The following is a 22,491-nucleotide window of genomic DNA, read 5'->3' on the forward strand; positions in this document are numbered from 1 at the left end:
TGTGTCGTTGCGTCAGAGCGGCGCTCGCCGCGCGTTGCCCACGGTCTGGGCGGCCTGCCGGTCGGCGGCCAGATACGCGAAGGCCGTCTGCAGCAGCGCGTCGGCGTCCTCCTCGAGGATGTCGACGTGTGCCGAGACGGCCTTCTGGGCCTGGGCGCCGATCGCGGCGGCGGTGCCGGCCAGCGCCGCCGACGCCCGGGTGTCCCCGAAGGCGTCGGCGGGCAGGGTCAGCTCACCCAGCCCGGTGCGGTAGTGCTCGCCGAGCGTGTCGGCCGCGGCCAGGCAGGCGGCGGCGAGCGTCATCAATGCGTCCGGGTCGGCCCGGAGCTCCTGAGCCATACGCCGCACCGTAGCGAGGACGGGACGCCGCGTCCGCCCCGTTCAGTCCTCAGCTTGAATAGTCAAGTCCGATAATTCCGGAAATTTCCGCCAGCAGTCGCAGGATGTCCAGCGTCTCGCCGAGCGGGATCAGGGGGCTCTCGAGCAGCCCCTCGCGCAGGCAGCGGTGCACCTCGGCCGCCTCGAACTGGTAGCCCTTGCCCTCGTACGGCAGGTCGAACTTCTCCGTCTCGCCCTGGCGCCAGAGGGTGAACCCGTGCGGGTGGAAGAAGTCCCGCCGCACGTCGATGCGCCCGAGCGTGCCCGTGACGGTGCCGGTCCGGGCGGTGTCCCCGAGCAGCGAGCAGGTCAGGGCGGCGATGGCGCCGGAGTCGTACCCCAGCAGCATCCCCGTGTTCTCGTCCACGCCCCCGGCGCTCATCCGGGCCCAGGCCCGCACCGCGGCCGGGGCGCCCAGGAACAGGTGCGCGAACGTCACGGGGTATATCCCGACGTCGTACAGCGCTCCCCCGCCCAGCTTCCGGTCGCGCAGCCGCGAGGTCTCCGGGAACGGGCCCTGCATGCCGAAGTCGGCGTGGACCGAGACCGGGTCGCCGATCGCCCCGTCGCGCACGAGCTCGGCCATCTTGCGGATCGCGGGGATGCACCGCATCCACATGGCCTCCATGAGGAACACCCCGGAGTCGCGCGCGGTCGCCACCATCTCCTCGGACTCGGCGACGTCGAGCGTGAACGGCTTCTCGCACAGCACCGCCTTGCCGGCCCGCAGCGCCAGCATCGAGGCCTCGTAGTGCGCGCTGTGCGGGGTGGCGACGTAGATCGCGTCCACCCCGGGGTCCTCGACGAGCGCCTGCCACGAGCCGTGGGCCCGGGCGGCGCCGTGGGCCGCCGCGAAGCGCTCGGCGGACTCGGTGGTGCGGGATCCCACCGCGGCCAGCTCCGCATCCGGCAGCAGCCGGAGGTCCTCGGCGAACGTGGCGGCGATGGAGCCGGTCGACAGGATGCCCCAGCGGATGCGATCACTCATGGCCGTAGCTTAGGTGGGTATGTACTGAGGTCATGAACGATGGGAACAACCATGGGGACGCGGCCGGCCCGGACGCCGAGCACACCCGTCCCGCCGGCGTCTCGGACCGGACGGTCGAGGCGCTCGGCAAGCTCAGCGAGGCCCTCGAGACCGTGGAGCGGGCCCGGGGCCGCCTCTACGACCTGCACCAGCTCATCGGGCACGCCGACCTGATGCTCGACGACGCCGTGGACCTGCTGCGCACGGCGGGGCACGGGGAGCTGGCCGATCGGGTGAGCCGCGAGCTCGTCGGGCGCAACGTGATCGCCGGGCGGTGGACGTTCCAGCTGGTGGAGGAGTTCGACGACGGGTACTACGCGCTGTTCAAGGACCTCGACCGGCAGGCCCGGGAGCAGCTGGCCGGGGGGCGCCGGCACCTGTTCGAGGCGGAGATGAAGGAGCAGCGGCGCACCCACGGCCGCCCCGGCCACGAGGCCACCCCTTAACGTAGGTTCATGGTCGAGTTCAAGCTTCCGCCCCGGATGGCCGAGATGGCCCGCGAGTTCGCCGCGTCGGGGAAGCAGGCGCCCGAGCCGCGGCTGGCCAGCACCGTCGTGCTGCTGCGGGAGCCGTTCGAGGCCTACCTGCTGCGCCGGGTGCCGACGATGGCGTTCGCGGCCTCGAGGTACGTCTTCCCGGGCGGCGGCGTCGACCCGCGCGACGCGGCCGTGCTGCCGGACTGGGCCGGGCCGAGCCCGGCGCAGTGGGCGGCGCGCCTGCGGCTGGAGGAGTCGGTGGCCCGCTCGGTGGTCTGCGCGGCCGTGCGCGAGGTGTTCGAGGAGTCCGGCGTGCTGCTGGCCGGCGCCGACGCGGACACCGTGGTCGGCGACGTGAGCGGGCCGGACTGGGAGGCGGCGCGGCTGGCGCTGATCGCCCGGGAGCTGGGCTTCGCCGAGTTCCTCAGCGGCAACGGGCTCGTCCTGCGCAGCGACCTGCTGGCCCCGTGGTCGCGCTGGGTCACGCCGGAGTTCGAGCCGCGGCGCTTCGACACGTACTTCTTCCTCGCCCAGCTGCCCGAGGGCCAGGTGACCCGGGACGTGGGCGGCGAGGCCGACGCCACCGTGTGGTGCTCGCCGGCCGAGGCGGCCGACGGCCGCTACACGATGCTGCCGCCGACCCGTCACACCCTGCTGGAGCTGGCCGAGTTCTCGGGAGCCGGCGGCATCGAGGCGGCGCTGGCGGCGGCGCCGGACCGGGACCCGGCCGACGCCATCCGCCCTACCGCGTGATCTGCCCGGCCTGGGGCCTAGCCGAAGCGGCCGGTGATGTAGTCCTCGGTCTTCTTCACCGAGGGGTTGGTGAAGATCTTCGCCGTGTCGTCGTACTCGATGAGCCGGCCCGGCTCCCCGGTCTTGTCGATCGAGAAGAAGCCGGTGCGGTCCGACACGCGGGCCGCCTGCTGCATGTTGTGCGTGACGATGACGATCGTGAACTGGTTCTTCAGCTCGGTGATCAGGTCCTCGATCGCGAGCGTGGAGATCGGGTCGAGGGCCGAGCAGGGCTCGTCCATCAGCACGACCTGCGGCTCGACCGCGATGGTGCGGGCGATGCAGAGCCGCTGCTGCTGACCGCCGGACAGGCCCGCGCCGGGGCGGCCGAGCCGGTCCTTGACCTCGTTCCAGAGGTTGGCGCTGCGCAGCGCCTTCTCCGCGACCTCCTCCAGCACCGACTTCTTGCGCACGCCGTTGAGGCGCAGGCCGGCGACGACGTTCTCGAAGATCGACATCGTCGGGAAGGGGTTCGGCCGCTGGAAGACCATGCCGATCATCCGGCGCACGGCCGTGACGTCGACGTCGCGGTCGTAGATGTTCTGCCCGTCGATCAGGAGCTGGCCCTCGATCCGAGCGTTGGGCAGGACCTCGTGCATGCGGTTGATCGACCGCAGGAACGTGGACTTGCCGCAACCCGACGGGCCGATCAGGGCGGTGACCGACTTGGGCTCGATCGTCATCGACACGGAGTCGATCGCCTTGAACGATCCGTAGTACGAGGTGACGCCGTGGGCTTCGATCCGCTTTGCCATGTTGGCGCTCCAGTGATTATCGGGCGAGCTTGTTTCGGCGGGCGAGCAGCTTCGCCGCGACGGTGAGGACCAGCACGAGAACGACCAGGGTGAGCGCCGCCGTCCAGGCCCGGCCCGGAGCGAACTCCGAGGCGACGCCGGCCTGCTGGTAGACGAACAGCGACAGGGACGACTGGTTGCCGTCGAACAGGTTGAAGTTGATGGCGGAGGCGCCGCCCGCCACGAGCAGGACCGGCGCGGTCTCGCCACAGGCCCGGGCCACGGCCAGCATGACACCGGTGACGATGCCGGGGCCGGCGGTGGGCAGCACGATGCTGATGATCGTCTTCCACTTCGGCACGCCGAGGGCGTAGGAGCCCTCGCGGAGCGCCGTCGGCACGAGCCGCAGCATCTCCTCGCTGGAGCGCACGACGGTCGGCAGCATGAGCACGCTCAGCGAGAGGCCGGCGGCGAAGCCCGAGTAGTGGGCGAAGCCGTCGGAGCTGTAGAGCGGCGTGATCGTGAAGACCCAGAACGACAGGATGAACAGACCCGCCACGATCGACGGGATACCGGTCATGACGTCGACGAAGAAGCGGATCACGTTGGCGAAGAAGCCGCGGCCGTACTCGACGATGTAGATCGCGCCCAGGATGCCCAGCGGCACGGTGATGAGCGTGGCGATGCCCGCCTGCTCGATCGTGCCGATGATGGCGTGGTACGCGCCGCCGTTGGAGTCGAAGGGGCCGATGTTGTTCATCGACGTGTTGAAGAAGTTGCCGTCCAGGCGGTCGCTGCCCTTGGTGATCAGGGTCCACACGACGGAGACCAGCGGCAGCAGGGCGAGGATGAACGCGCCGTAGATGAGCACGGTCGCCATGCGGTTGCGGGCCGACCGGCCGCCCTCGACCACGGCCGCCGCGACCCCCATGAGGATCACGAACAGCACCGCCGCGACGACGCCGGTGAGGACCATGCCGCCGGCGCCGGTGAGGTTGATCAGGACGTAGGACAGCACGATCGCCGCCACCGCGACCGCCCAGTGCGACCACGTCGGCAGGGTCTTGGCCTTCAGCTGGGACGCGTCCTGCACGCCCAGGCTGCGAACGGGGGTCTCGACGGCCATTACGCGGAGCCTCCCACGAACTCACGGCGCCGGTACACGATCGCGCGGGCGGCCATGTTGACGACGAGCGTGATGGCGAACAGCACGAGGCCGGAGGCGATGAGCGCGCTACGGCCGAACTCGTTGGCCTCGCCGAACCGGCTGGCGATGTTGGAGGCGATGGTGACGCCGCCGGGGCCGAGCAGGTCGAAGTTCACGGCGAAGACGCTGCCGAGGGTCAGGGCCAGCGCGATCGTCTCGCCCAGCGCGCGGCCGAGGCCGAGCATGACGGAGGCGATGATCCCGGCGCGGCCGTAGGGGATGACCGCGGTGCGGATCATCTCCCACTTGGTCGAGCCGAGCGCGAGGGCCGCCTCCTGGTTCTCCGGCGGGGTCTGCAGGAACACCTCGCGGGACAGGGAGGTGACGATCGGCAGGATCATGATGCCCAGCACGACCGAGCCCAGCAGGACCGACTTGCCGTAGGGGCCGTTGCTGCCGAAGATCGGGATCCAGCCGGCCACGTCGTGCAGCCACTTGCTGAAGTTGGCGATGGGTTCGTAGAAGTAGTCACGACCCCACAGACCGAACACGACGCTCGGGACCGCCGCGAGCAGGTCGATGATGAAGCTCAGGGTGGTGGCGACCCGCCGGTGGGCGTAGTGCGACAGGCACAGCGCGATGCCCAGGGCCACCGGAACGGCCAGGAGCAGCGCGATGACGGCGGTCAGCACGGTGCCGAAGGCGGTCGCCGCGACACCGAACTTCGGCTGGTCGCCGTCGGTGAACCATTCCTTGTAGGTGAGGAAGTTCTCGGTGTCCTTGCTGATGGCCGGGATCGCCTTGACGAGCAGGAAGATGGCGATGGCCGCGATGATGACGAGCACCATCGAGCCGGCGGCCGTCGCGGTTCCGCGGAAGAGCATGTCTCCGCTGAACCGCTTGCGCGGCGGAAGACCGCCACCCCCGCCGGACGAACCGGCGGAGGTGGCGGGCAGAGTCGTCTGGCTCAACGATGCTTCCTGTCAGGCCAGGTTCTTGACGGAGGCTTCGACCTTCGCGCGAACCGTCTCGGGCAGCGGGGCGTAGCCCAGCTTGTCGAGCTGCGCCTGGCCGTCCTTGCTGGAGGTGAAGCCGAGGAAGCCCTTGAGCAGCGGCAGCTTGTCGGCCGCGTTGCCCTTGCTGCAGACGATCTCGTAGGTCACCAGGACGATCGGGTAGGCCCCGGCCTCCTTGGTGGAGTAGTCGATCGTCATGGCCAGGTCGTCGCCGGTGCCGGTGACCTTGGCGCCCGCGATGGTCTTGCCGGCGGCCTCGCCGGTCAGCGCGGTGAACTCGCCCGCACCGTTGCCGACCTTGGCGGTGGCCAGGGCGTTGGTCTTGGCGAACGACCACTCGACGTAGCCGATGGCGCCCGCGGTCTTCTTGATCGCGCCGGCGACACCGTCGGACTTCTGCTCGCCCGAGCCGCCCGGCGCCTTCCAGACCTTGTCCTTGCCGAAGGTCCAGACGCTCGGCGCGGTCTGGGTCAGGTAGTTGGTGAAGTTCTCCGTGGTGCCGGAGGAGTCACCGCGGTGCACGGCGAGGATCGCGGTCGACGGGAGCGTGGCGCTCGGGTTGTCGGCCTTGATCGCGGCGTCGTCCCAGGTCTTGACCGTGCCCGCGAAGATCTTCGCGATGGTCTCCGGCTTGAGCTGGAGGTCCTTGACACCGTCGAGGTTGTAGGCGATCGCGATCGGGCCGGTCACCATCGGCAGGTTGAGCGCCGGGGCGCCGCCGCAGCGGGCCGCGGCCTTGGTCTGCTCGTCGCCGGCCTTGAGCGAGGAGTCGGAGCCGGCGAAGTCGGCCGTGCCGCCCTGGAACGCCGTGATGCCCGCGCCCGAGGCGGTCGCCTGGTAGTTGACCTGAGCGCCGGAGCACTTCTGCTGGTAGGCCTTCGCCCACTCGGCCATCGCGTTGCCCTGGGCGCTGGAGCCCTGCGAGGTAAGGGTGCCACTCGCGCACGCGACGTCGCTGCCGGTACCACCGGAAGCGCCGCCCGACGCCGAAGTCGTCGGTTCGTTGTCCGAGCCGCACGCGGCGAGCGCGAGCGTCGCGGTGAGCGCGATGCCGGCGATGAGGCCGTGCCGCTTGAAGTTCACTGCGGTCCCTTCGTCGGGGATGTATCCGTCTTCCGGTTGCCTGGGGAGGTAGTCGGAAGGCCGACGCAGGTCGTCGACTGCAAGCGACGCTAAAAGGGGCAGGGAAACACGTCTCTGGAGAAGGGTGAACGCGGGGTGAACAGGTCACTCTCCGCAGATGACGGCTGGTCGGAGGCGAGTTGGCCATTGGGTGAACTGCCCAGCGGTGATGCCTGGTGTCCGCATTTATCCCGTGATCACCGGTGCGCGGTGTCACTCACAGCGCGCGTTGGAACGACACGTCGTTCGACCACCGGACGAAGCCGAGCCGCTGGTAGAGCGCGACGGCGCGGGTGTTGCTCTCGTCCACGTAGAGCATGACCTGGGCGAGTCCCCGATTGCGCAGGTGCCAGAGCCCGGCCAGGGTCAGCGCCCGGCCGAGGCCGCCGCCGTGCGCGCCGGGGGCCACGCCGAGAACGTACACCTCGCCGATCGGCTCGTGCGCGTGCGGCTCACCCTCCTCGTGGGGGTGGGTGTGCTGCTCGCCGTGGACCTTGGTCCAGTGGAAGCCGAGCAGCGCGCCGTCGGACTCGCGCTCCGCGAGCAGGAACCCGGCCGCGGAGAACCACGGCTCGCGGAGCCGGACGTGCAGGTCTTCCAGGGTCCACTTGCCCTGCTCGGGGTGCTCGGCGAACGCGGCCGCGTTCAGGGCGAGCCAGGCCTCGTCGTCCCGGCCGGGTTCGAAGGCTCGCAGCCGTACGCCCTCCGGCAGCACGACCTCGTCCAGCGGCGCGAAGAGCGAACGCCGCAGCTGCAACAGCACCCGGACCCGGTCGAAGCCCAGGCGGATGGCCAGCGCCGACGCCGACGGGTGGTCCCCGTGCGCCCACAGCCGCAGCCGGCCGCCGGCGCGCTCGTCCGCGACCTCCATCGCCGCGGTGACCAGGGCGCGCCCGAGGCCGTGCCGGCGGTGCAGCGGGTGCACGACGAGCTCCGCCGACGCGCCCTCGACCTCGTCGGTCGTGTCCACGTGGGCATAGCCGACGACGGTTTCCGCGTCGTCAAGAGCCAGCAGGTGTACGGCCGGCGCCTCACCCCCGTGCCGGAGGTGCAGCACCACGTGCTCGGACAACGGCAGCGCGCCATCGGTGTCGCCGGCCGCCCGCATGAGGGCGAGCACCTGCTCCACCTGGTCCGGGGCCAGTCGATCGGCGCGGCGCACCGCAGTCGAGGGGATCATCCGATCAATCTAGCCGGAAGATCTTCAGACCCGGACCGGCTCCGAGTCGTGCAGCGGGCGCGACGGCGGGACGACGAACTTGTATCCGACCTGCCGCACGGTGCCGATCATCGACTCGTACTCCGAGCCGAGCTTGGCCCGCAGCCGCCGGACGTGCACGTCCACGGTCCGGGTGCCGCCGAAGTAGTCGTAGCCCCAGACCTCGCGCAGCAGCTGGTCGCGGGTGAACACCCGCCCCGGGTGCTGGGCCAGGAACTTCAGCAGCTCGAACTCCTTGTAGGTGAGGTCGAGCGGGCGGCCCTTGAGCTTCGCGGCATACGTGTCCGGGTCGATCGTCAGCTCGCCGGCCTTGATCATGCCGCCGCTGGCCGCCGCGGCGGAGTTGAGCCGCCCGACCGCCAGGCGCAGCCGGGCCTCGATCTCGGCCGGGCCCGCGGTGGCGAGGATGACGTCGTCGAGGCCCCAGTCGGCGTGCAGCGCGACCAGGCCGGCCTCGGTGACCACGGCGAGCAGGGGCACGCCCAGCCCGGTGGCGTGCAGCATGCGGCAGGTGGCGCGGGCGTCGGCGAGCTCGGTGCGGGCGTCGACCACGACGGCGTCGGGGCTGGGGCCGCTCACGAGCGTGCGGACGTCACGGGGGGCGGTGCGCACCGTGTGGGGCAGCAGGTCGAGGCCCGGCAGGACCACCTGTCCCGCGGGCGCCGCGGTCAGCAGCAGAATCTCCACGAGTCACCTCCGTGGCCGCGGCGCACCTCTCGTCTGGGGCGCTGTGGCGCCCCTGAGTAGGGCGGCGGCTCGCTAGCGTCCCGGCAACTCTGACGGGAGGTTGTGGGTGTATCCCCGACGAGAATATCGGAGTATTCACGTTTTGCGACCGGTCGAAACGCAGTTCGGGACAGTTGGCTGAGCCACACCCCACCGTTTCCGCCGACATGGTATGGCGGTTTGCCCGCTCGACGCGGCCACGTGCTCCCCGCCGAGCCCGGATCCGGTCCTTTCTGGCACGATCGGTGCGTGCCCGCATCCCCGCCGCCCGCCGAGGACTTCGGCGCCTGGCCACAGGCCACCGAGCCGGCCGCCCGTCGCCGCCGCCGCGATGCGGGCCCGAACGGGCGCGGCGGTGACGGACAGCGCTCGGAGAGTGACCCCCGTCCGGGTGACGAGGACTCCCCGCCCGAGGAGCGGCAGGAGCGGCAGGCGCCCCTGCCGCCGGTGCGCCGCTGGGTCTCCCTGGGCGTGGCGGGCTTCGCGGCCCTGGTCGCCATCGCGCTCATCGTGGGCGCGCAGACCCGGCACGAGTCCTACGCCGTGGTGGTCTTCGGCGTCCAGGCGCTCTTCGTCGCCGTCTGGACCATGGCGAGCCGGCCGCCGGCCCCGCGGGTGGTCGGCACCGTGGGCATCGCGGTGGCGCTGGGCACCGACGCGGCCGCGGTCTTCACCCGGCCGGCGTCGCTGGCCCCGCTCGCCTACGTCACCGCGGCCGGGTTCATCATCGGCGTCGTCGGCCAGCTCACCCGCCCGGCGGGCCGCCAGCGGGTGACCGAGTCGCTCGGCTCGTCGCTGGTCGTGACCCTGGGCGTCGTCTCCTTCGCGAGCCTGGTGGTGCTCGGCCGCAGCCCGAAGGGCACCCAGGCGATCGTGGCCTGTCTCGCGGCCGCGGGCATCGCGCTGTTCATCGCCCGCTTCGCCGACTCGATCGCCGCGCTGCCCCGCATCGCGCCCCAGGTGCCCCGCGGCGGCGCCGGGGTCGTGCTGGGCACGATGGTCGGCACGGCCGCGGCCGGCGCGATCGGCAACTACCTCGACGGGCTCAGCCCGCTGCCCAGCGCCCTGGCCGGGCTGGCGACCGCGATCGTGGCGGTGATGGTGGACCTGTCGGTCGGCTACGCCGAGGCCAGCCGGATCATCGACGGCGACGAGCCGGCGCTGTGGCTCGCCCGGCACATCCAGGGCCCGATCGGCGCCATGGCCTTCGCCGCGCCGGCGGCATATGTGGCAAGCGTCCTGCTTCTGCTGTAGTCATACGTCGATCGCGGTCGCGGATTCGCGCCATTCCCCGCGCGCCCCGTGTCATCTGTTGCGGCGGTACGAAATCCTCGTGCTTGGGTACGAGCGGTGCAACCGCGGTCGGAGGGAGTGTCAGTGGCGAGGCGAGGGGCCAAGATCGGCATCGTGCTGGTCGTGCTGGCGATCATTCTGGTCGGGGTGTTCGTCGTGGTGGACCGGATCGCGGCCGGGGCGGCCGAGGACCGGATCACGCAGGAGACCAAGGCGCAGCTGGCCGCGAAGGACGTGAAGTACGAGGGCGAGCCGAAGGTGGACATCACGGGGTGGCCGTTCCTCACGCAGGTGCTCGCCGGGGAGTACAAGAAGATCACCATCTCCCTCACGAAGCCGCAGCTGAACAACGTCAAGCTCGACACCCTCACGGTCGAGGCCCGCTCGGTGAAGGCCGACGCGCGGGACCTCATGAACGGCAAGGGCGACGTGGTGGCCGGCGTGGTGGCCGGCAACGCGTCCATGAGCTGGGACAACGTGCGGCCGCTGCTGGAGGTCGCCGGGCTGCCGTCCTCGATCGACCCCTCGAACGTCGACCTCAAGGTGGTCAACAACAAGATCGAGATGCGGGTGCCGCTGGCCTTCCAGGGGGTCAGGGTCACGCTGATCGCGCTGGGCTCGATGGTCGTGGAGACCGGCAAGATCCTGCTCAAGCTGGAGTCGGTCACGACCGACAAGGGCAACCTGCCGCCGCAGGTCAACTCGCTGATCAAGCAGTACCAGAACAGGCTGCAGGTCACCGTCAAGCTGCCCGGCCTGCCCTACAACCTGGTGATCAACTCGGTGCAGACGACCGACGCCGGCCTGCAGGTCACGGCCTCGGCCGCGGACGTCAAGCTTACGGGGCAGTGACGCGGCGGACCCTGGGCGGGCACGCTCGGCGATGCTAGGCTCTCGGACTATGAGCATGCTGCTCACGAAGCGGCGCGCGGTCGACCTGTGCCGCGTGGCCACCTGCCTGTGTTGCCGCCCCTAGTGGTGCGGCCCTGCAGCGTGCTCTTCTAACGGCTCGAGGCAGCGGCGCCCCAGACCGATGGGTCTGGCCCGCGAGCTCTTCTCCGCAGGCATCTGAGACTGACCCATCGCCGAAACCGTGATCCGTCCCCCTCGGGTCGCGCGCGGCTGCATGCCCGTGTGCCGACTCGAACCCACCACTCGTTCCTGGGAGAGGCAACACCCATGAGTCGCGAATCCGCCCTGGTCACGGCCGACTGGGCCGAGGAGAACATCGAGACCCCCGGCGTCGTGTTCGTCGAGGTCGACGAGGACACCACCGCCTACGACGGCGGTCACATCCCCGGCGCCGTCCGGATCAACTGGAAGACCGAGCTGCAGGACCAGGTCCGCCGGGACTTCGTCAACAAGGAGCAGTTCGAGGCGCTGCTGTCCAGCAAGGGCATCGGCAACGACGACCAGGTCGTGCTCTACGGCGGCAACAACAACTGGTTCGCCGCCTACGCCTACTGGTACTTCAAGCTCTACGGCCACGGCGACGTGAAGCTGCTCGACGGCGGTCGCAAGAAGTGGGAGCTCGACGCCCGCCCGCTGAACAAGGAAGAGGTCAGCCGCCCGGCCACGAACTACGTCGCCGCGCACGACCAGGACCTGTCGATCCGCGCGTTCCGCGACGACGCCGTCAAGGCGATCGGCGTGGCGAACCTGGTCGACGTGCGCTCCCCCGACGAGTACGCCGGCCGCCTCCTCGCCCCGGCGCACCTCCCGCAGGAGCAGGCGCAGCGCCCGGGCCACATCCCGACCGCGATCTCGGTGCCGTGGAGCAAGGCCGCGAACGAGGACGGCACCTTCAAGTCCGACGCCGAGCTGGCCGAGATCTACGGGGCCGCGGGCCTGGACAACAGCAAGCCGACGGTGGCGTACTGCCGCATCGGCGAGCGCTCCTCGCACACCTGGTTCGTGCTCAAGGAGATCCTCGGCCACTCCGACGTGCGCAACTACGACGGTTCGTGGACCGAGTACGGCTCGCTGGTCGGCGTGCCGGTGGCGCTGGGCGACGAGCCCGGCCAGGCCTGAGAAGGGGAACCCGCATCGTGAGCACTGACAGCTGCGCCGCGCCCGACCAGAGCGCCCCGCTGCCCGCGTCCGTCGACGTGGAGAAGGAGACCGTGATCACCGGGGTCGTCCGCTCCGGCGCCGACCCGGTCGCGGGCGCCTACGTGCGCCTGCTCGACGCCACCGGCGAGTTCACGGCCGAGGTCGTCACCTCGCCGGCCGGGCAGTTCCGCTTCTTCGCCGCCCCCGGGACCTGGACGCTGCGCGCCCTGTCCCGCCAGGGCAACGGCGACGCGACCCTCGCCGCCGACCGCGGCATCAACGAGGTCGCCGTCACCGTCGGCTGACCCGCGTTGCGTGACGCCGCTCGCCGGGCCCGGCCCGGCGGGCGGCGTCTCACATTGTGGCTGCGAGGATGGCGGCCGTGAAGCGTCGCTGGATCGTCACCGGGCTCGTCGCGTGGGCCGTGGTCGTGGCCGGGTTCGCGCTGTACTCGTCCTCCAGCGACCCGCCCACCGCCCGCGAGCAGACCACGATCGCCGACGCGCTGCCGACCGTGGACACCGCGCTCGGGCGGATCTACGCCGCGCTCGACCCGGCCGCGTCGGTCGTCGCGCTCGGCGGATACCGGCGCACCGAGGCGAGCTGCCGGGTGACCACGGCCCGGGAGGGCACCCGGTTCAGCCGGGAGCTCATGGTGTACGTCCACAAGGACGACGAGGCCGCCACCCTCGACCGCGTGCGCGCGGCGCTGCCGGCCCAGTACCAGGCGAACGTCGCCCACAACGGGACGACCGACCTGCTCAGCGCCGACGCCGGGAACTTCGTGGCGGTGCGGGGCTCGGTGACCGAGCCGGGCATCCTGCGCTTCAGCGCGGACACGGGGTGCCGGGTGCAGCAGGCGGCGGTGCGGGAGGCCACGCCCCCGTCGCCGGACGGCGACCGGGCACCGGTCCAGGCCGTGCTCGACACGCTGGGCAGGCCCGCCTCGGACTGGCGCGCGCACCGGCTCACCTCGCCGGCGTGCGGGGCGCTGCGGACCGTGGAGGCCGTCACCTCGGGCGACGGCGCCGCGGCGCGGGCCTCGGTGCCGGCCGCGGCCGTGGTGCTCGACACCGAGAAGGTCTTCGCCTACCGCGCCGGCGCCGCCGGGGTCGTCCTGCGCAAGGACGGCGACGCGCTCCTCGTGAGCGCGTCGGCCGGCTGCTGAAAAAACCACCCCCGGACGCCGGGATTCCTGGCGGGAGCGACGGTCAGTTACTGACGCGGACCCGAGCCATGAACTGCCGGTCAATACACGAGCGCCTGGGCGCCTTCCTGGAGCGCCTCCTCGACGAACGCCGCGGCTCCCGCGATGCGGATGCCCGGCAGGACGTCGTCCGGGCCGATGCCACGCCGGGCGGCGCACTGCGTGCACACCGTCACCGAGCCGCCGGCCAGGATCGCCTCCAGCAGGTCCGGCAGCGGCGCCGCGTGCGGCAGTTCGAACTCGGCGGCGCGGCCCGGCACGGCGAACCACGCCGACTCGCCGGTGAGCCACAGGGAGGTCGCGACGCCGCCGGCGACGGCGGTCGCGGCCACTGTGAAGGCCTGGGAGCATCGCTCCGGGGCGTCCGAACCGGCGGTTGCCTTGACGACGAGAGAACGGGCCATGCTCCGCAGCATAGGATTCGCGTGATGGTTACGGAGATCGGGTTCGTGAGCCTGCTGGTCGCCGGGATGGGCGCGCTGGCCGGCGGACTGGTCTATCTTGCGGTTCGGGTGTCGAGGGGGCGTTGGTGACTGACGTGCAGCCGCCGTGGGCGGGGCTCGCCCAGGTCGGTGAGTATCCGTATGAGGAGACGCACGACCTGCGATCGGGGCCGGACCTGCACCCGGCCCTGCTGGGGCTGCTGCCGCTCGTCGGCGTGTGGCGCGGCCGGGGTCAGGGCGACTACCCGACGATCGAGGGCTTCCACTACGGCCAGGAGATCCGGTTCAGCCACGACGGGCGGCCGTTCCTGTTCTACGAGTCGCGCTCGTGGATCATCGACGCCGACGCGAACCCGATCCGCCCCTCGCAGCGCGAGGTCGGCTGGTGGCGGCCGGTGATCGTGGACGACAAGGCCACCGACGAGCTCGAGGTGCTGCTGTCCGCGCCCACGGGGATCGTCGAGCTCTACACCGGGCAGGCGCGCACCACCACCCAGTGGCAGATGGCCACGGACGGCGTCGGGCGCACCGGCACGGCCAAGGAGGTGCGGGGCGGCCAGCGGCTCTACGGCATCGTCGAGGGCGCGCTGCTCTACACGTTCGACCTGGCGGCGATGGGCCAGCCACTGCAGGTCCACCTGTCCGCCCGGCTCGAGCGGGTGGCGGGCTAGATTTAGTGCCGTGGACCTCGCGGAGATGCTCCGGTCGCGCGGGCTACGGCTGACCGCGCCGCGGCAGCTCGTGCTCGAGGCGGTCTACCGGCTGCGCCACGCCACCCCGGACCAGATCCACGCCGAGGTGGCGGAGAAGGCCGCCGGGGTCAACATCACCACTGTGTACCGCACGCTCGAGCTCCTGGAGGAGCTGGAGCTGATCACGCACGCGCACCTGTCGCACGGCGCGCCGACCTACCACGCGGTCGACGAGCACCAGCACGCCCACCTGGTCTGCCGGGGCTGCGGCTCGGTGCTCGAGCTGCCGTCGCCGGTCCTGGACCAGCTCGCCGGCGAGCTGGCGCAGAGCCGCGGGTTCCGCCTGGACATCGGGCACGTCGCGCTGTTCGGCCTGTGCCGAGCGTGCGGGGAGAGCAAGGGAGCACCATGCTGAGCGCCGTTCCGGTCGCCGCCCTCGACCCCACCGACCCCGATGCGGGCGCCGTCGCGCACTACGGCGACCCGGCCCGCGAGCAGCGCATCCTGGACACCGCCGCGGGCCTGGTCGACCGCTCGCACACCGGGGTCCTGGCCATCCCGGGCGCGGACCGGCTGGGCTGGCTGCACAGCCTCACCACCCAGCACCTGTCGGACCTCGCCCCGTGGACCGGCTCCGAGCTGCTCGTGCTCTCCCCGCACGGGCACGTCGAGCACCACGCGGTGCTCACCGACGACGGCACGAGCACCTGGCTCGACACCGGCGACGCGCCCGGGCTGCTGGGGTTCCTGGAGCGGATGCGCTTCCTGATGCGCGTCGAGCCGGCCGAGGTGACCGAGGACTGGGCGCTGCTGTCGATCGTCGGCCCGCAGACCGACGAGACCCTCGTCGCCCTGGGCGTCGGCCCGCTGCTCCCGCCCGACCTGCTCGCGGTGCCGGAGGCGAAGTTCGCCACCGGCTCGGTGCCGCCGCGCCCGACGGTCCGCTACTCGGTCGCCGCGCTGCCGGCGGGGGGCTGGGCGCGCCGGATGCCGTACGGTGCCGATCTGCTCGTCCCCCGCCAGCTCGTCGCCTCCGTGGCCGAGGACGCGGGGCTGCCGATGGCCGGGATCTGGGCCTTCGAGGCGATGCGGGTCGCGGCCCGCCGGCCCCGGGCCGGGTTCGAGACCGACCACAAGACGCTGCCGGCCGAGGTCGGCTGGACCGGGCCGGCCGTGCACCTGGAGAAGGGCTGCTACCGCGGGCAGGAGACGATCGCCCGGGTGCACCACCTGGGCCGGCCGCCGCGCAAGCTCGCCCTGCTGCACCTGGACGGGATCGCCACCGACGAGCTCCCGGCGCGGCACACCCCGGTCCTGCTGGAGGGCGGCGAGCGGCCCGTCGGCTTCGTCGGCACGGCGGTTCGCCACCACGAGCTCGGCATGATCGCGCTGGCCGTGGTGAAGCAGAACCTGACCCCTGACTCCGCCCTGCGTATCGGCCCGTCGACGGCCCGGATCGACCCGGAGCCGTAACCTCTTCGGGGTGATGACGACGACGTTGATCACGGTGGCCCCGACCGGCGCGGAATCCCGCAAAACGGACGTGCCGGCGCTGCCCGTGACGCTGGATGAACTGGTGACGACGGCACGGGACTGCGAGGCGGTCGGGGCGAGCGTGATCCACGTCCACCTCCGCGACGACGACGCGGAGCCGACGCTGGACCTGGGCCGGCTCAGGGAGGCCGTGGCCGCGCTGCGCGAGGCGACCGGGCTGATCGTGCAGCTGTCGACCGGCGGCGCGGTGACCGATCCCGAGGCCGACCGGCTCCGGGTGCTCGAGGCCGGGCCGGACATGGCCTCGTGCACGATGGGCACCGTCAACTTCGGCGACGACGTGTTCCTCAACCGCTGGGACTTCATCGTCGACCTGCACACGCGCATGCAGGAGCGGGGCATCGTCCCCGAGTACGAGATCTTCGACCTCGGCCAGCTCACCACCCTGCGCCGGCTGCTGGACCGGCACGGCCTGCCCGCGGGCGGGCACGTGCACGTCGACCTCGTGATGGGCGTGCCGGGCGGGATGCCCGGGACCGTCGCCGCGCTCGCCGCCTGCGAGGCCGCGCTGCGTGACCTGCCCGAGGGCACCACGTTCTCCGCGACCGGGATCGGCCGCGCCTCCCTGCCGGTGCTGCTGGCCTCGCTCGCCGCCGGTGGGCACCTGCGGGTGGGGATGGAGGACACGGTGACGTACGCGAAGGGGCAGCCGGTCGACAGCAACGCCCAGCTCGTCGCCCGGGCCAGCGGGTTCGCCCGGCTCGCCCAGCGGCCCCCGATGACCGCCGGTCAGGCCCGCGAGCTGCTCGGGATCGCCCGTGTCTGACCTCTACGCCGGCGGGGAACTGCTCGCCGAAGTCGTCCGCAACGCGTTCGTGGAGAGCCGCCACCACGGGTCCGTGGTGGTGCTCGGCCCCGACGGGGAGGTCGCGGCCTGGGCCGGCGACGTGCTCGGGGCGGTGTTCCCGCGCTCCAGCGCCAAGCCGCTGCAGGCGGTCGGCCTGCTGCGCGCCGGGCTCGGCCTGGACGGCGCGGATCTCGCGCTGGTCGCGGCCAGCCATCGCGGGCAGGAGCCGCACGTCGCCGGCGTGCTGGAGATCCTGGCCAAGTCCGGCATCCCGGTCGACGCGCTGCGGTGCCCGCCGGACTACCCGCTGGCCGAGGACGCCCGCGACGCCGTGGTCCGGGCCGGGCACGGCCGCGAGCGGGTCTTCATGAACTGCTCGGGCAAGCACGCGGGCATGCTGCGCACGGCCCGGGCCAACGGCTGGCCGCTCGAGACCTACCTCGACCCGGATCACCCGCTCCAGGAGCGGCTCGGCGCGACGGTCGAGGAGCTGATCGGGGAGCCGATCGCGGCCACCGGGGTCGACGGCTGCGGCGCGCCGCTGTTCGCGTTCTCCCTGCGCGGGCTGGCCGGGTCGTTCCTGCGGCTGGTGAGCGCCCCCGACGGCAGCCGGGAGCGCGCGGTGGCCGATGCGATGCGGGCCTTCCCGCTGCTGGTCTCGGGCGACGACCCGGCCGAGGACGACACGCGGCTCATGCGCGCGGTGCCGGGGCTGCTGCTCAAGGGCGGCGCGGAGGGGGTCGCGGCGGCCGCCCTGCCCGGCGTCGGCGCGGTGGCGCTCAAGATCGACGACGGAGGGATGCGGGCCCGGCTCCCCGTGCTCGCGGCGGCCTTCGCCCGCCTCGGGGTGAACCTCAGCGGTCAGGTTCCGGTTTTGGGCGGCGGCCGGGAGGTAGGCGTGGTTCGCTCGGTGTGGTAGGGCGCGGTGACAGGGTTCACGCTAGCGGGAGTTAGCACTTTGCTTGCAAGAGTTAGCAGCCCGCGCTACCGTCGGTAAGCGTGAACGAAGAGCCGCGCGACCTGGGTGGGTTCATCCGTGACCTGCGCCGTAACGCGCGCATCTCGCTCCGCCAGCTCGCCGAGCAGGCGGGCGTGAGCAATCCGTACCTGAGCCAGATCGAGCGCGGCCTGCGTAAACCCAGTGCCGAGGTGCTGGCTCAGCTCGCGGGCGCGCTGCGGGTGTCGACCCCGTTGATGTACCTGCGGGCGGGGCTGCTGGAGCGCGAGGGGCACGACGTGCTCAGCGCGATCGCCGCGGACAGTGATCTCACCGTGGCCCAGAAGCAGTCGCTCACCCAGATCTACGAAACGTTCCGCCGGGAGAACGCGCGGAACAACCCGGCCCCGGCCGCCGACGACGACCGGGGTCCCGAGGGCGTGGGCACCGACGCGCCCGCCGAGCCGACACGTTCCCACGAGGAGTCGCAGTGACCACCGAGACCACCACGAAGAGCACCACGCGCAAGATCCCCACGCCGCTCTACGCCGCCGCCGGCGCCGGCGACCTCGCCTACCAGCAGCTGCGCCGGCTGCCGGAGCAGGTCGCCCAGCTGCGCGCCCGGGTCGAGGAGCTGCGCCCGGCCGCCGCCGACACCAACCTGCGCGGCGACCTCGACCGGCTGCGTGAGGCCGCGCGCCGCAACGCCGCGAGCTTCCTGGCCAGCGCCCAGCAGGGCGCCCAGATCGCGCAGGACCGGGCCCTGGCCGTCTACACCGATCTCGTCGCGCGCGGCGAGAAGGTCGTCAGCACCGCCCGCACCGCCGAGGCCAGGGTCGAGCTGGAGCCGGCCCAGAAGGTGGTGACCGCCGAGGTCACCACGACCGAGGAGCCCGCCGACCCGGCGGCCCCGGCGGTCAAGAAGGCCGCGGCGAAGAAGACCGCACCCAAGAAGTAACGGAATCCCGCGAAGCCCTCCGGCACCGTCGTACACGGGCCGGAGGGCTTCGGCATAAGCTCGTGACATGGTGAGTGCCGTCCCGGTCTTCTACGACGATGTCGAGTACTACATCCAAGTCGCCGTGTGGATCTTCTGCCTGGTGCTCGGCGCCGCGGCCTTCCTGCACTGCGTGGTGCAGCGGACCGACGCCTTCCCGGCCATCGGGACCATGTCGAAATCCATCTGGCTCGCCCTGATCGGCGGCGGCGAGCTGCTCACCGCGATCTCGCCCAACCTGGGGCTGGGCCACCTCGGCATCTTCTCGCTCATCGCGGCCGGGATCTTCGCGGTGTATCTGCTCGACATCCGTCCCGCGCTGCGCGACGCGGTCGACGGCCACGGCTCCTGGTGATGGACTTCCGCTGGCCGCCCCCGCCGGACGGGCGCCCCGACCGGTTCCGGCCGCCCGTGACGCGCGGCCCGCAGACCGGCCGCCCGACGCTCCCGGCCCCGCCCACCGAGCTGGTCGCCACGCCGCACGGGGTCGAGCTGGAGCGGCTCGTCACCGGCGAGGGCGATCCCGTGACGGTGTTCGCGCACGGCCTGGGCAGCGGCATCGCCGAGACCCGGCCGCTGGGCAGCGCCGTGCGGGGGCGCAAGGTGTTCTTCCAGTTCCGCGGGCACGGGCAGTCCGCGGCGCCGGGGGGCGTGTGGACCTACGCCGACCTGGCCCGCGACCTGCGCGCGATCGCCGACCTCGGCGGCGCGACCCGGGCGCTCGGGGTGAGCCTGGGGGCCGGCGCGCTCACCCGGCTGCTCGCCGACAACCCCGGGCGCTTCGAGCGGGCCGTGTTCTTCCTGCCCGCGGTGCTCGACGCGCCCCGCGCGGCCGCGGCCCAGGAGCGGCTGAGCGCGCTGCTGGAGGCGATCGAGGCCGGCGACGCCGCCTCGGTGGCCGACGTGATCTCCCAGGAGATCCCGGCCCAGCTGCGCAACTCCCCGCCCGTCTGGGCGTTCCTGCGCCAGCGCCTCGACCAGCTCATGCGCGACGGGCTCGCCGCGGGCCTGGCCAGCCTTCCCGAGCAGGCCGCCGTCACCGACCGCGACGACCTGGCCGCGGTGAGCGCCGAGTGCCTGGTGATCGGCTGCCGCGGCGACGACCTGCACCCGGTCTCCGTCGCCGAGCAGCTCGCCGGGGCGCTGCCAAAGGCCGAGCTGCACATCTACGACCGGCCCGGCATCGTGTGGACCCAGCGGGCCGACCTGCGCACCCGGATCTCGGACTTCCTGAACGCCTGAACGGCCCGCCCGGAGTGACCGAACGTCCGAGGTGCTGACGCGTATCAGAACCGGGTCCGACGGATTCTGTATTGCATGACCACTTCGCTTGCCTGGGCGGGGCCGACCCGCCGCATATAGTCGGCTTTCATGGGTGTCACACATCACGGCCGCACGTACCGGCTCGACCTCGCCGACCCGACGCTGCGGGAGTGGACCGCCAAGGTCCTGCACGCGTCGGCCGAGGACGGGATCGTGCTGGATCGCTCGGCCTTCTACCCGGGCGGGGGCGGGCAGCCCCCGGACCACGGCGTCCTGCTCTGGCAGGGCGTTCAGACGCGGATCGTCGGCACCCGCAAGGCCGACGACCTCTACCTCCTGCCCGCCGAGGGCGACCCGCTGCCCCCGGTGGACACCGAGGTGACCGGCGCGGTCGAGGACGATCGGCGCACCAAGCTCATGCGCACCCACTCGGGCCTGCACGTGCTGTGCGGGGTCGTGTTCCGCGACTTCGGCGCGCTCGTCACCGGCGGCTCGATGGAGCCGGCCGAGGCCCGCATGGACTTCAACCTGCCGGAGGTGCCGCCGGACTTCAAGGCGCGCCTCGAGGAGCTCGTGAACGCCGAGGTGGTCGCGGACCGCAAGGTGGTGACGAAGGTGCTCGGCCGGGACGAGGCCCTGGCGCTGCCCGACATCATCCGCACCCAGTCGAACCTGATTCCGGCCGACGAGCAGGAGATCCGCATCGTCGACATCATCGGGCTGGACACGCAGGCGGACGGCGGCACGCACGTGGCGTCCACGGCGCAGATCGGGCGGCTGCAGGTCGTGAAGGTCGAGTCCAAGGGCAAGGCCAACCGCCGGGTGCGGGTGCGCCTGTCGGACTGACCCGCCCGGCGGATCAGTCGGCGGAGACGATCACGGCCTCGGGCGGGGGCTCCTGGCGATGCTGGACCAGGTGGCGGATGCCCGTGTTCAGCACCGCCACGAGCGGCACGGCCACCAGGGCGCCGATGATGCCCGCGAGCACCACACCCGTCGCGATCGCCACGATCACCGCGAGCGGGTGCACCGAGACCGCGCGGCCCATGATGAGCGGCTGCAGGACGTGGCCCTCCAGCTGCTGCACGGCGATCACGCCGATGAGGACCACCAGCGCGGTGATCGGGCCCTCGTCGACCAGCGCGACCAGCACCGCGACGGCGCCGGAGACCGTGGCGCCGACGATCGGCACGAACGCGCCGAGGAAGACCAGGGTGCCCAGCGGGAACCAGAAGTCGACGTTGAGGAAGAACAGCAGCAGGCCGATGCCGAGCGCGTCGATGAAGGCGACGAGCACGGTGGCCCGCACGTAGGCGACCAGGGTCCGCCACGCCGCCTCGCCCGCGCGGCGGATCGGGTCGCGGGCCGGCGTCGGCAGGATGCCGGTCACGAAGTGCCAGATCCGCTTGCCGTCGCGCATGAAGAAGAAGGTGACGAAGAGGATCAGCAGCGCGAGGGCCAGGAACTCGACGGTCGCGGTGGCGGTGCTCAGCGCGCTGTCGGTGAGGCTGCCCCGGTTGTCGTTGAGCCAGGTGGTCGCCGCGTCGAAGGTCGCGTCGAGTTGCCGGCCGCTGAGGTGCAGGGGCCCGGTGGTGAGCCAGTCCTGGATCTGCGTCACGCCGGCCGACGCCTTCTCGGCCAGGGCCGGGAACCCCGCCACGAACTCGGTCACCACGAGGGTGAGCACGCCCGCGACCGCACCCAGGCCCATGATCAGCACGACGAACGCGGCCAGGGACGGCGGCAGCTTGACCCGGCGGCGCAGCACGCCCATCACCGGGGCGAGCAGGGCCGAGAGCAGCAGCGCGATGCTCAGCGGGATCAGCACGGTCTTGAGCCGGCCGACGAGCCAGAGCAGCACGGCCGCGGCCGCGATCAGCAGCAGCAGGCGCCAGGACCAGGCGGCGGCGATGCGCAGGCCGTGCGGGATCTCCGCGTCGTCCCGGCTCGTGGTCGTCGCGTGCTCGAACTCCCCCACGACCAGCGTCGGCTCCGGCTCGGGCTCGTCGGCGACCGCGATCTCGCGCTCGGCCCTGGCCTCCGCGAGTCGCTGGAGGTAGGCGCGGCGCAGATTGGCGCGCACCTTGTCGAACCGGCCCACGTACTACCTCCCCGATGCGGCTTCCACGTCTCCCGACGGCGACTCTCCACCGTAGACCGGGTCGCGCGACGTTGGCACGCATCGAGGCGGTAGCGTCGCAAGCGTGACAGCACAACCCGCCGCTGGTTACCAGGCGTCCACCGGCGCTCAACCCGCTGCCCCGACCGGCGACGCGACCCCCCGACGCCCTGCCGATCCGGCTCCTGCACGACCGGGTGCTCGTCCGGCTCGAGGGCGCCGAGGGCGAGCGCCGGCACATCTCCGGCATCGTGATCCCCGCGACCGCCTCGGTCGGCAAGCGGCTGTCGTGGGCGACCGCGGTCGGCGTCGGGCCCAGCGTGCGCTCGATCGTCGCGGGCGACCGGGTGCTCTTCGACCCCGAGGAGCGCTCCGAGGTGGAGCTGCAGGGGCGCGACTACGTGCTGCTGCGCGAGCGGGACGTGCACGCGGTCGCGGCCCGGCGCGTCGAGCCGGACTCGACCGGCCTCTACCTGTGACGCCGACCGGCGCGCGGCCCTGGTAGGTCGC

The 22,491-nt window shown here is 72.1% G+C and carries 30 protein-coding genes; 20 read left to right on the forward strand and 10 right to left on the reverse strand.

Annotated features, from left to right (window positions below; genetic code table 11):
* Nucleotides 1-12 precede the first annotated feature (12 nt).
* Together AC6JBM_RS40560 and AC6JBM_RS40565 are read right to left on the reverse strand one after the other, a co-directional pair.
* A complete protein-coding gene (locus AC6JBM_RS40560) occupies nucleotides 13-339 on the reverse strand; it encodes a hypothetical protein (protein ID WP_433082910.1) in 327 nt (108 codons plus the stop codon).
* Between the two features lie 49 nt (nucleotides 340-388).
* Nucleotides 389-1,366 (reverse strand): Gfo/Idh/MocA family protein, encoded by a 978-nt coding sequence (locus AC6JBM_RS40565; RefSeq protein WP_497979113.1) that lies wholly within the window; start codon nucleotides 1,364-1,366, stop codon nucleotides 389-391.
* Between the two features lie 32 nt (nucleotides 1,367-1,398).
* On the opposite strand from AC6JBM_RS40565, the gene AC6JBM_RS40570 reads away from it, so the two are divergent.
* Entirely contained in the window at nucleotides 1,399-1,851 is a 453-nt protein-coding gene (locus AC6JBM_RS40570; protein WP_497979114.1) for a hypothetical protein, read from the forward strand.
* 9 nt (nucleotides 1,852-1,860) lie between these two features.
* Entirely contained in the window at nucleotides 1,861-2,634 is a 774-nt protein-coding gene (locus AC6JBM_RS40575; protein WP_497979115.1) for an NUDIX hydrolase, read from the forward strand.
* Between the two features lie 17 nt (nucleotides 2,635-2,651).
* On the opposite strand, the gene pstB is transcribed toward AC6JBM_RS40575, so the two are convergent.
* The 6 genes from pstB to AC6JBM_RS40605 all read right to left on the reverse strand — a co-directional run bounded on the left by pstB (nucleotide 2,652) and on the right by AC6JBM_RS40605 (nucleotide 8,598).
* A complete protein-coding gene (gene pstB, locus AC6JBM_RS40580; protein WP_350612292.1) occupies nucleotides 2,652-3,428 on the reverse strand; it encodes a phosphate ABC transporter ATP-binding protein PstB in 777 nt (258 codons plus the stop codon).
* A 16-nt stretch (nucleotides 3,429-3,444) separates the two neighbouring features.
* Nucleotides 3,445-4,533 carry a phosphate ABC transporter permease PstA gene (gene pstA / locus AC6JBM_RS40585; protein WP_497979116.1) on the reverse strand — a complete coding sequence of 363 codons (1,089 nt, stop codon included), beginning with the start codon at nucleotides 4,531-4,533 and terminating at the stop codon, nucleotides 3,445-3,447.
* Nucleotides 4,533-5,525 carry a phosphate ABC transporter permease subunit PstC gene (pstC, locus tag AC6JBM_RS40590; RefSeq protein WP_497979117.1) on the reverse strand — a complete coding sequence of 331 codons (993 nt, stop codon included), beginning with the start codon at nucleotides 5,523-5,525 and terminating at the stop codon, nucleotides 4,533-4,535. Before pstC ends, pstA begins: the two co-directional genes overlap by 1 nt.
* Nucleotides 5,526-5,537: 12 nt before the next feature.
* On the reverse strand, nucleotides 5,538-6,653 hold the full coding sequence (gene pstS, locus AC6JBM_RS40595; protein WP_497979118.1) for a phosphate ABC transporter substrate-binding protein PstS: 1,116 nt from the start codon (nucleotides 6,651-6,653) through the stop codon (nucleotides 5,538-5,540).
* Nucleotides 6,654-6,909: 256 nt separating this feature from the next.
* A complete protein-coding gene (gene mshD / locus AC6JBM_RS40600; RefSeq protein ID WP_497979119.1) occupies nucleotides 6,910-7,872 on the reverse strand; it encodes a mycothiol synthase in 963 nt (320 codons plus the stop codon).
* A gap of 24 nt (nucleotides 7,873-7,896) precedes the next feature.
* Entirely contained in the window at nucleotides 7,897-8,598 is a 702-nt protein-coding gene (locus AC6JBM_RS40605) for a winged helix-turn-helix transcriptional regulator (RefSeq protein ID WP_433082893.1), read from the reverse strand.
* 288 nt (nucleotides 8,599-8,886) lie between these two features.
* On the opposite strand from AC6JBM_RS40605, the gene AC6JBM_RS40610 reads away from it, so the two are divergent.
* The 6 genes from AC6JBM_RS40610 (at nucleotide 8,887) to AC6JBM_RS40635 (ending at nucleotide 13,150) form a co-directional block, all read left to right on the forward strand.
* Complete coding sequence (locus AC6JBM_RS40610) at nucleotides 8,887-9,891, forward strand: hypothetical protein (protein ID WP_497979120.1); 1,005 nt, start codon at nucleotides 8,887-8,889, stop codon at nucleotides 9,889-9,891.
* Between the two features lie 123 nt (nucleotides 9,892-10,014).
* The gene (locus tag AC6JBM_RS40615) at nucleotides 10,015-10,782 is read left to right on the forward strand and encodes an LmeA family phospholipid-binding protein (RefSeq protein WP_497979121.1); all 768 of its coding nucleotides are present in this window, start codon (nucleotides 10,015-10,017) and stop codon (nucleotides 10,780-10,782) included.
* A 49-nt stretch (nucleotides 10,783-10,831) separates the two neighbouring features.
* On the forward strand, nucleotides 10,832-10,906 hold the full coding sequence (locus AC6JBM_RS40620) for an Ms5788A family Cys-rich leader peptide (RefSeq protein WP_345301109.1): 75 nt from the start codon (nucleotides 10,832-10,834) through the stop codon (nucleotides 10,904-10,906).
* Nucleotides 10,907-11,109: 203 nt separating this feature from the next.
* Complete coding sequence (locus tag AC6JBM_RS40625; protein WP_497979122.1) at nucleotides 11,110-11,961, forward strand: sulfurtransferase; 852 nt, start codon at nucleotides 11,110-11,112, stop codon at nucleotides 11,959-11,961.
* Between the two features lie 17 nt (nucleotides 11,962-11,978).
* Nucleotides 11,979-12,287, forward strand: coding sequence for a DUF1416 domain-containing protein (locus AC6JBM_RS40630; RefSeq protein WP_497979123.1), 309 nt, complete (start codon nucleotides 11,979-11,981; stop codon nucleotides 12,285-12,287).
* Nucleotides 12,288-12,364: 77 nt separating this feature from the next.
* Nucleotides 12,365-13,150 (forward strand): hypothetical protein, encoded by a 786-nt coding sequence (locus tag AC6JBM_RS40635; protein WP_497979124.1) that lies wholly within the window; start codon nucleotides 12,365-12,367, stop codon nucleotides 13,148-13,150.
* Nucleotides 13,151-13,230: 80 nt separating this feature from the next.
* On the opposite strand, the gene AC6JBM_RS40640 is transcribed toward AC6JBM_RS40635, so the two are convergent.
* Nucleotides 13,231-13,605 carry a DsrE family protein gene (locus AC6JBM_RS40640; protein ID WP_350612302.1) on the reverse strand — a complete coding sequence of 125 codons (375 nt, stop codon included), beginning with the start codon at nucleotides 13,603-13,605 and terminating at the stop codon, nucleotides 13,231-13,233.
* Nucleotides 13,606-13,617: 12 nt separating this feature from the next.
* Between AC6JBM_RS40640 and mtfM the strand changes: the two genes are divergently transcribed.
* The 11 genes from mtfM to AC6JBM_RS40695 all read left to right on the forward strand — a co-directional run bounded on the left by mtfM (nucleotide 13,618) and on the right by AC6JBM_RS40695 (nucleotide 20,708).
* Entirely contained in the window at nucleotides 13,618-13,722 is a 105-nt protein-coding gene (gene mtfM / locus AC6JBM_RS40645) for a small membrane protein MtfM (protein ID WP_350612303.1), read from the forward strand.
* Nucleotides 13,719-14,303, forward strand: coding sequence for a heme-binding beta-barrel domain-containing protein (locus tag AC6JBM_RS40650; RefSeq protein ID WP_497979125.1), 585 nt, complete (start codon nucleotides 13,719-13,721; stop codon nucleotides 14,301-14,303). Before mtfM ends, AC6JBM_RS40650 begins: the two co-directional genes overlap by 4 nt.
* A gap of 25 nt (nucleotides 14,304-14,328) precedes the next feature.
* The gene (locus tag AC6JBM_RS40655) at nucleotides 14,329-14,739 is read left to right on the forward strand and encodes a Fur family transcriptional regulator (protein ID WP_497986639.1); all 411 of its coding nucleotides are present in this window, start codon (nucleotides 14,329-14,331) and stop codon (nucleotides 14,737-14,739) included.
* The gene (gene ygfZ / locus AC6JBM_RS40660) at nucleotides 14,733-15,797 is read left to right on the forward strand and encodes a CAF17-like 4Fe-4S cluster assembly/insertion protein YgfZ (RefSeq protein ID WP_497979126.1); all 1,065 of its coding nucleotides are present in this window, start codon (nucleotides 14,733-14,735) and stop codon (nucleotides 15,795-15,797) included. Before AC6JBM_RS40655 ends, ygfZ begins: the two co-directional genes overlap by 7 nt.
* A gap of 13 nt (nucleotides 15,798-15,810) precedes the next feature.
* Nucleotides 15,811-16,644: a beta-keto acid cleavage family enzyme gene (locus AC6JBM_RS40665; RefSeq protein WP_350612306.1), complete on the forward strand. Its 834-nt coding sequence runs from the start codon at nucleotides 15,811-15,813 to the stop codon at nucleotides 16,642-16,644.
* Nucleotides 16,637-17,584 (forward strand): asparaginase, encoded by a 948-nt coding sequence (locus AC6JBM_RS40670; protein WP_497979127.1) that lies wholly within the window; start codon nucleotides 16,637-16,639, stop codon nucleotides 17,582-17,584. The genes AC6JBM_RS40665 and AC6JBM_RS40670 overlap by 8 nt, the downstream gene beginning before the upstream one ends.
* An 80-nt stretch (nucleotides 17,585-17,664) precedes the next feature.
* Nucleotides 17,665-18,096: a helix-turn-helix domain-containing protein gene (locus AC6JBM_RS40675; RefSeq protein WP_497979128.1), complete on the forward strand. Its 432-nt coding sequence runs from the start codon at nucleotides 17,665-17,667 to the stop codon at nucleotides 18,094-18,096.
* Nucleotides 18,093-18,560: a hypothetical protein gene (locus tag AC6JBM_RS40680; RefSeq protein WP_497979129.1), complete on the forward strand. Its 468-nt coding sequence runs from the start codon at nucleotides 18,093-18,095 to the stop codon at nucleotides 18,558-18,560. The genes AC6JBM_RS40675 and AC6JBM_RS40680 overlap by 4 nt, the downstream gene beginning before the upstream one ends.
* Before the next feature lie 67 nt (nucleotides 18,561-18,627).
* Nucleotides 18,628-18,954: a DUF2516 family protein gene (locus AC6JBM_RS40685; RefSeq protein WP_350612309.1), complete on the forward strand. Its 327-nt coding sequence runs from the start codon at nucleotides 18,628-18,630 to the stop codon at nucleotides 18,952-18,954.
* On the forward strand, nucleotides 18,951-19,841 hold the full coding sequence (locus AC6JBM_RS40690) for an alpha/beta fold hydrolase (protein WP_497979130.1): 891 nt from the start codon (nucleotides 18,951-18,953) through the stop codon (nucleotides 19,839-19,841). The genes AC6JBM_RS40685 and AC6JBM_RS40690 overlap by 4 nt, the downstream gene beginning before the upstream one ends.
* A 129-nt stretch (nucleotides 19,842-19,970) precedes the next feature.
* Entirely contained in the window at nucleotides 19,971-20,708 is a 738-nt protein-coding gene (locus tag AC6JBM_RS40695) for an alanyl-tRNA editing protein (protein ID WP_497979131.1), read from the forward strand.
* A 13-nt stretch (nucleotides 20,709-20,721) separates the two neighbouring features.
* On the opposite strand, the gene AC6JBM_RS40700 is transcribed toward AC6JBM_RS40695, so the two are convergent.
* A complete protein-coding gene (locus tag AC6JBM_RS40700) occupies nucleotides 20,722-21,963 on the reverse strand; it encodes an AI-2E family transporter (RefSeq protein ID WP_497979132.1) in 1,242 nt (413 codons plus the stop codon).
* Between the two features lie 155 nt (nucleotides 21,964-22,118).
* Between AC6JBM_RS40700 and AC6JBM_RS40705 the strand changes: the two genes are divergently transcribed.
* A complete protein-coding gene (locus AC6JBM_RS40705; RefSeq protein WP_497986640.1) occupies nucleotides 22,119-22,460 on the forward strand; it encodes a GroES family chaperonin in 342 nt (113 codons plus the stop codon).
* Nucleotides 22,461-22,491: the final 31 nt, after the last annotated feature.

It is taken from the genome of Dactylosporangium thailandense (genome assembly GCF_059739745.1).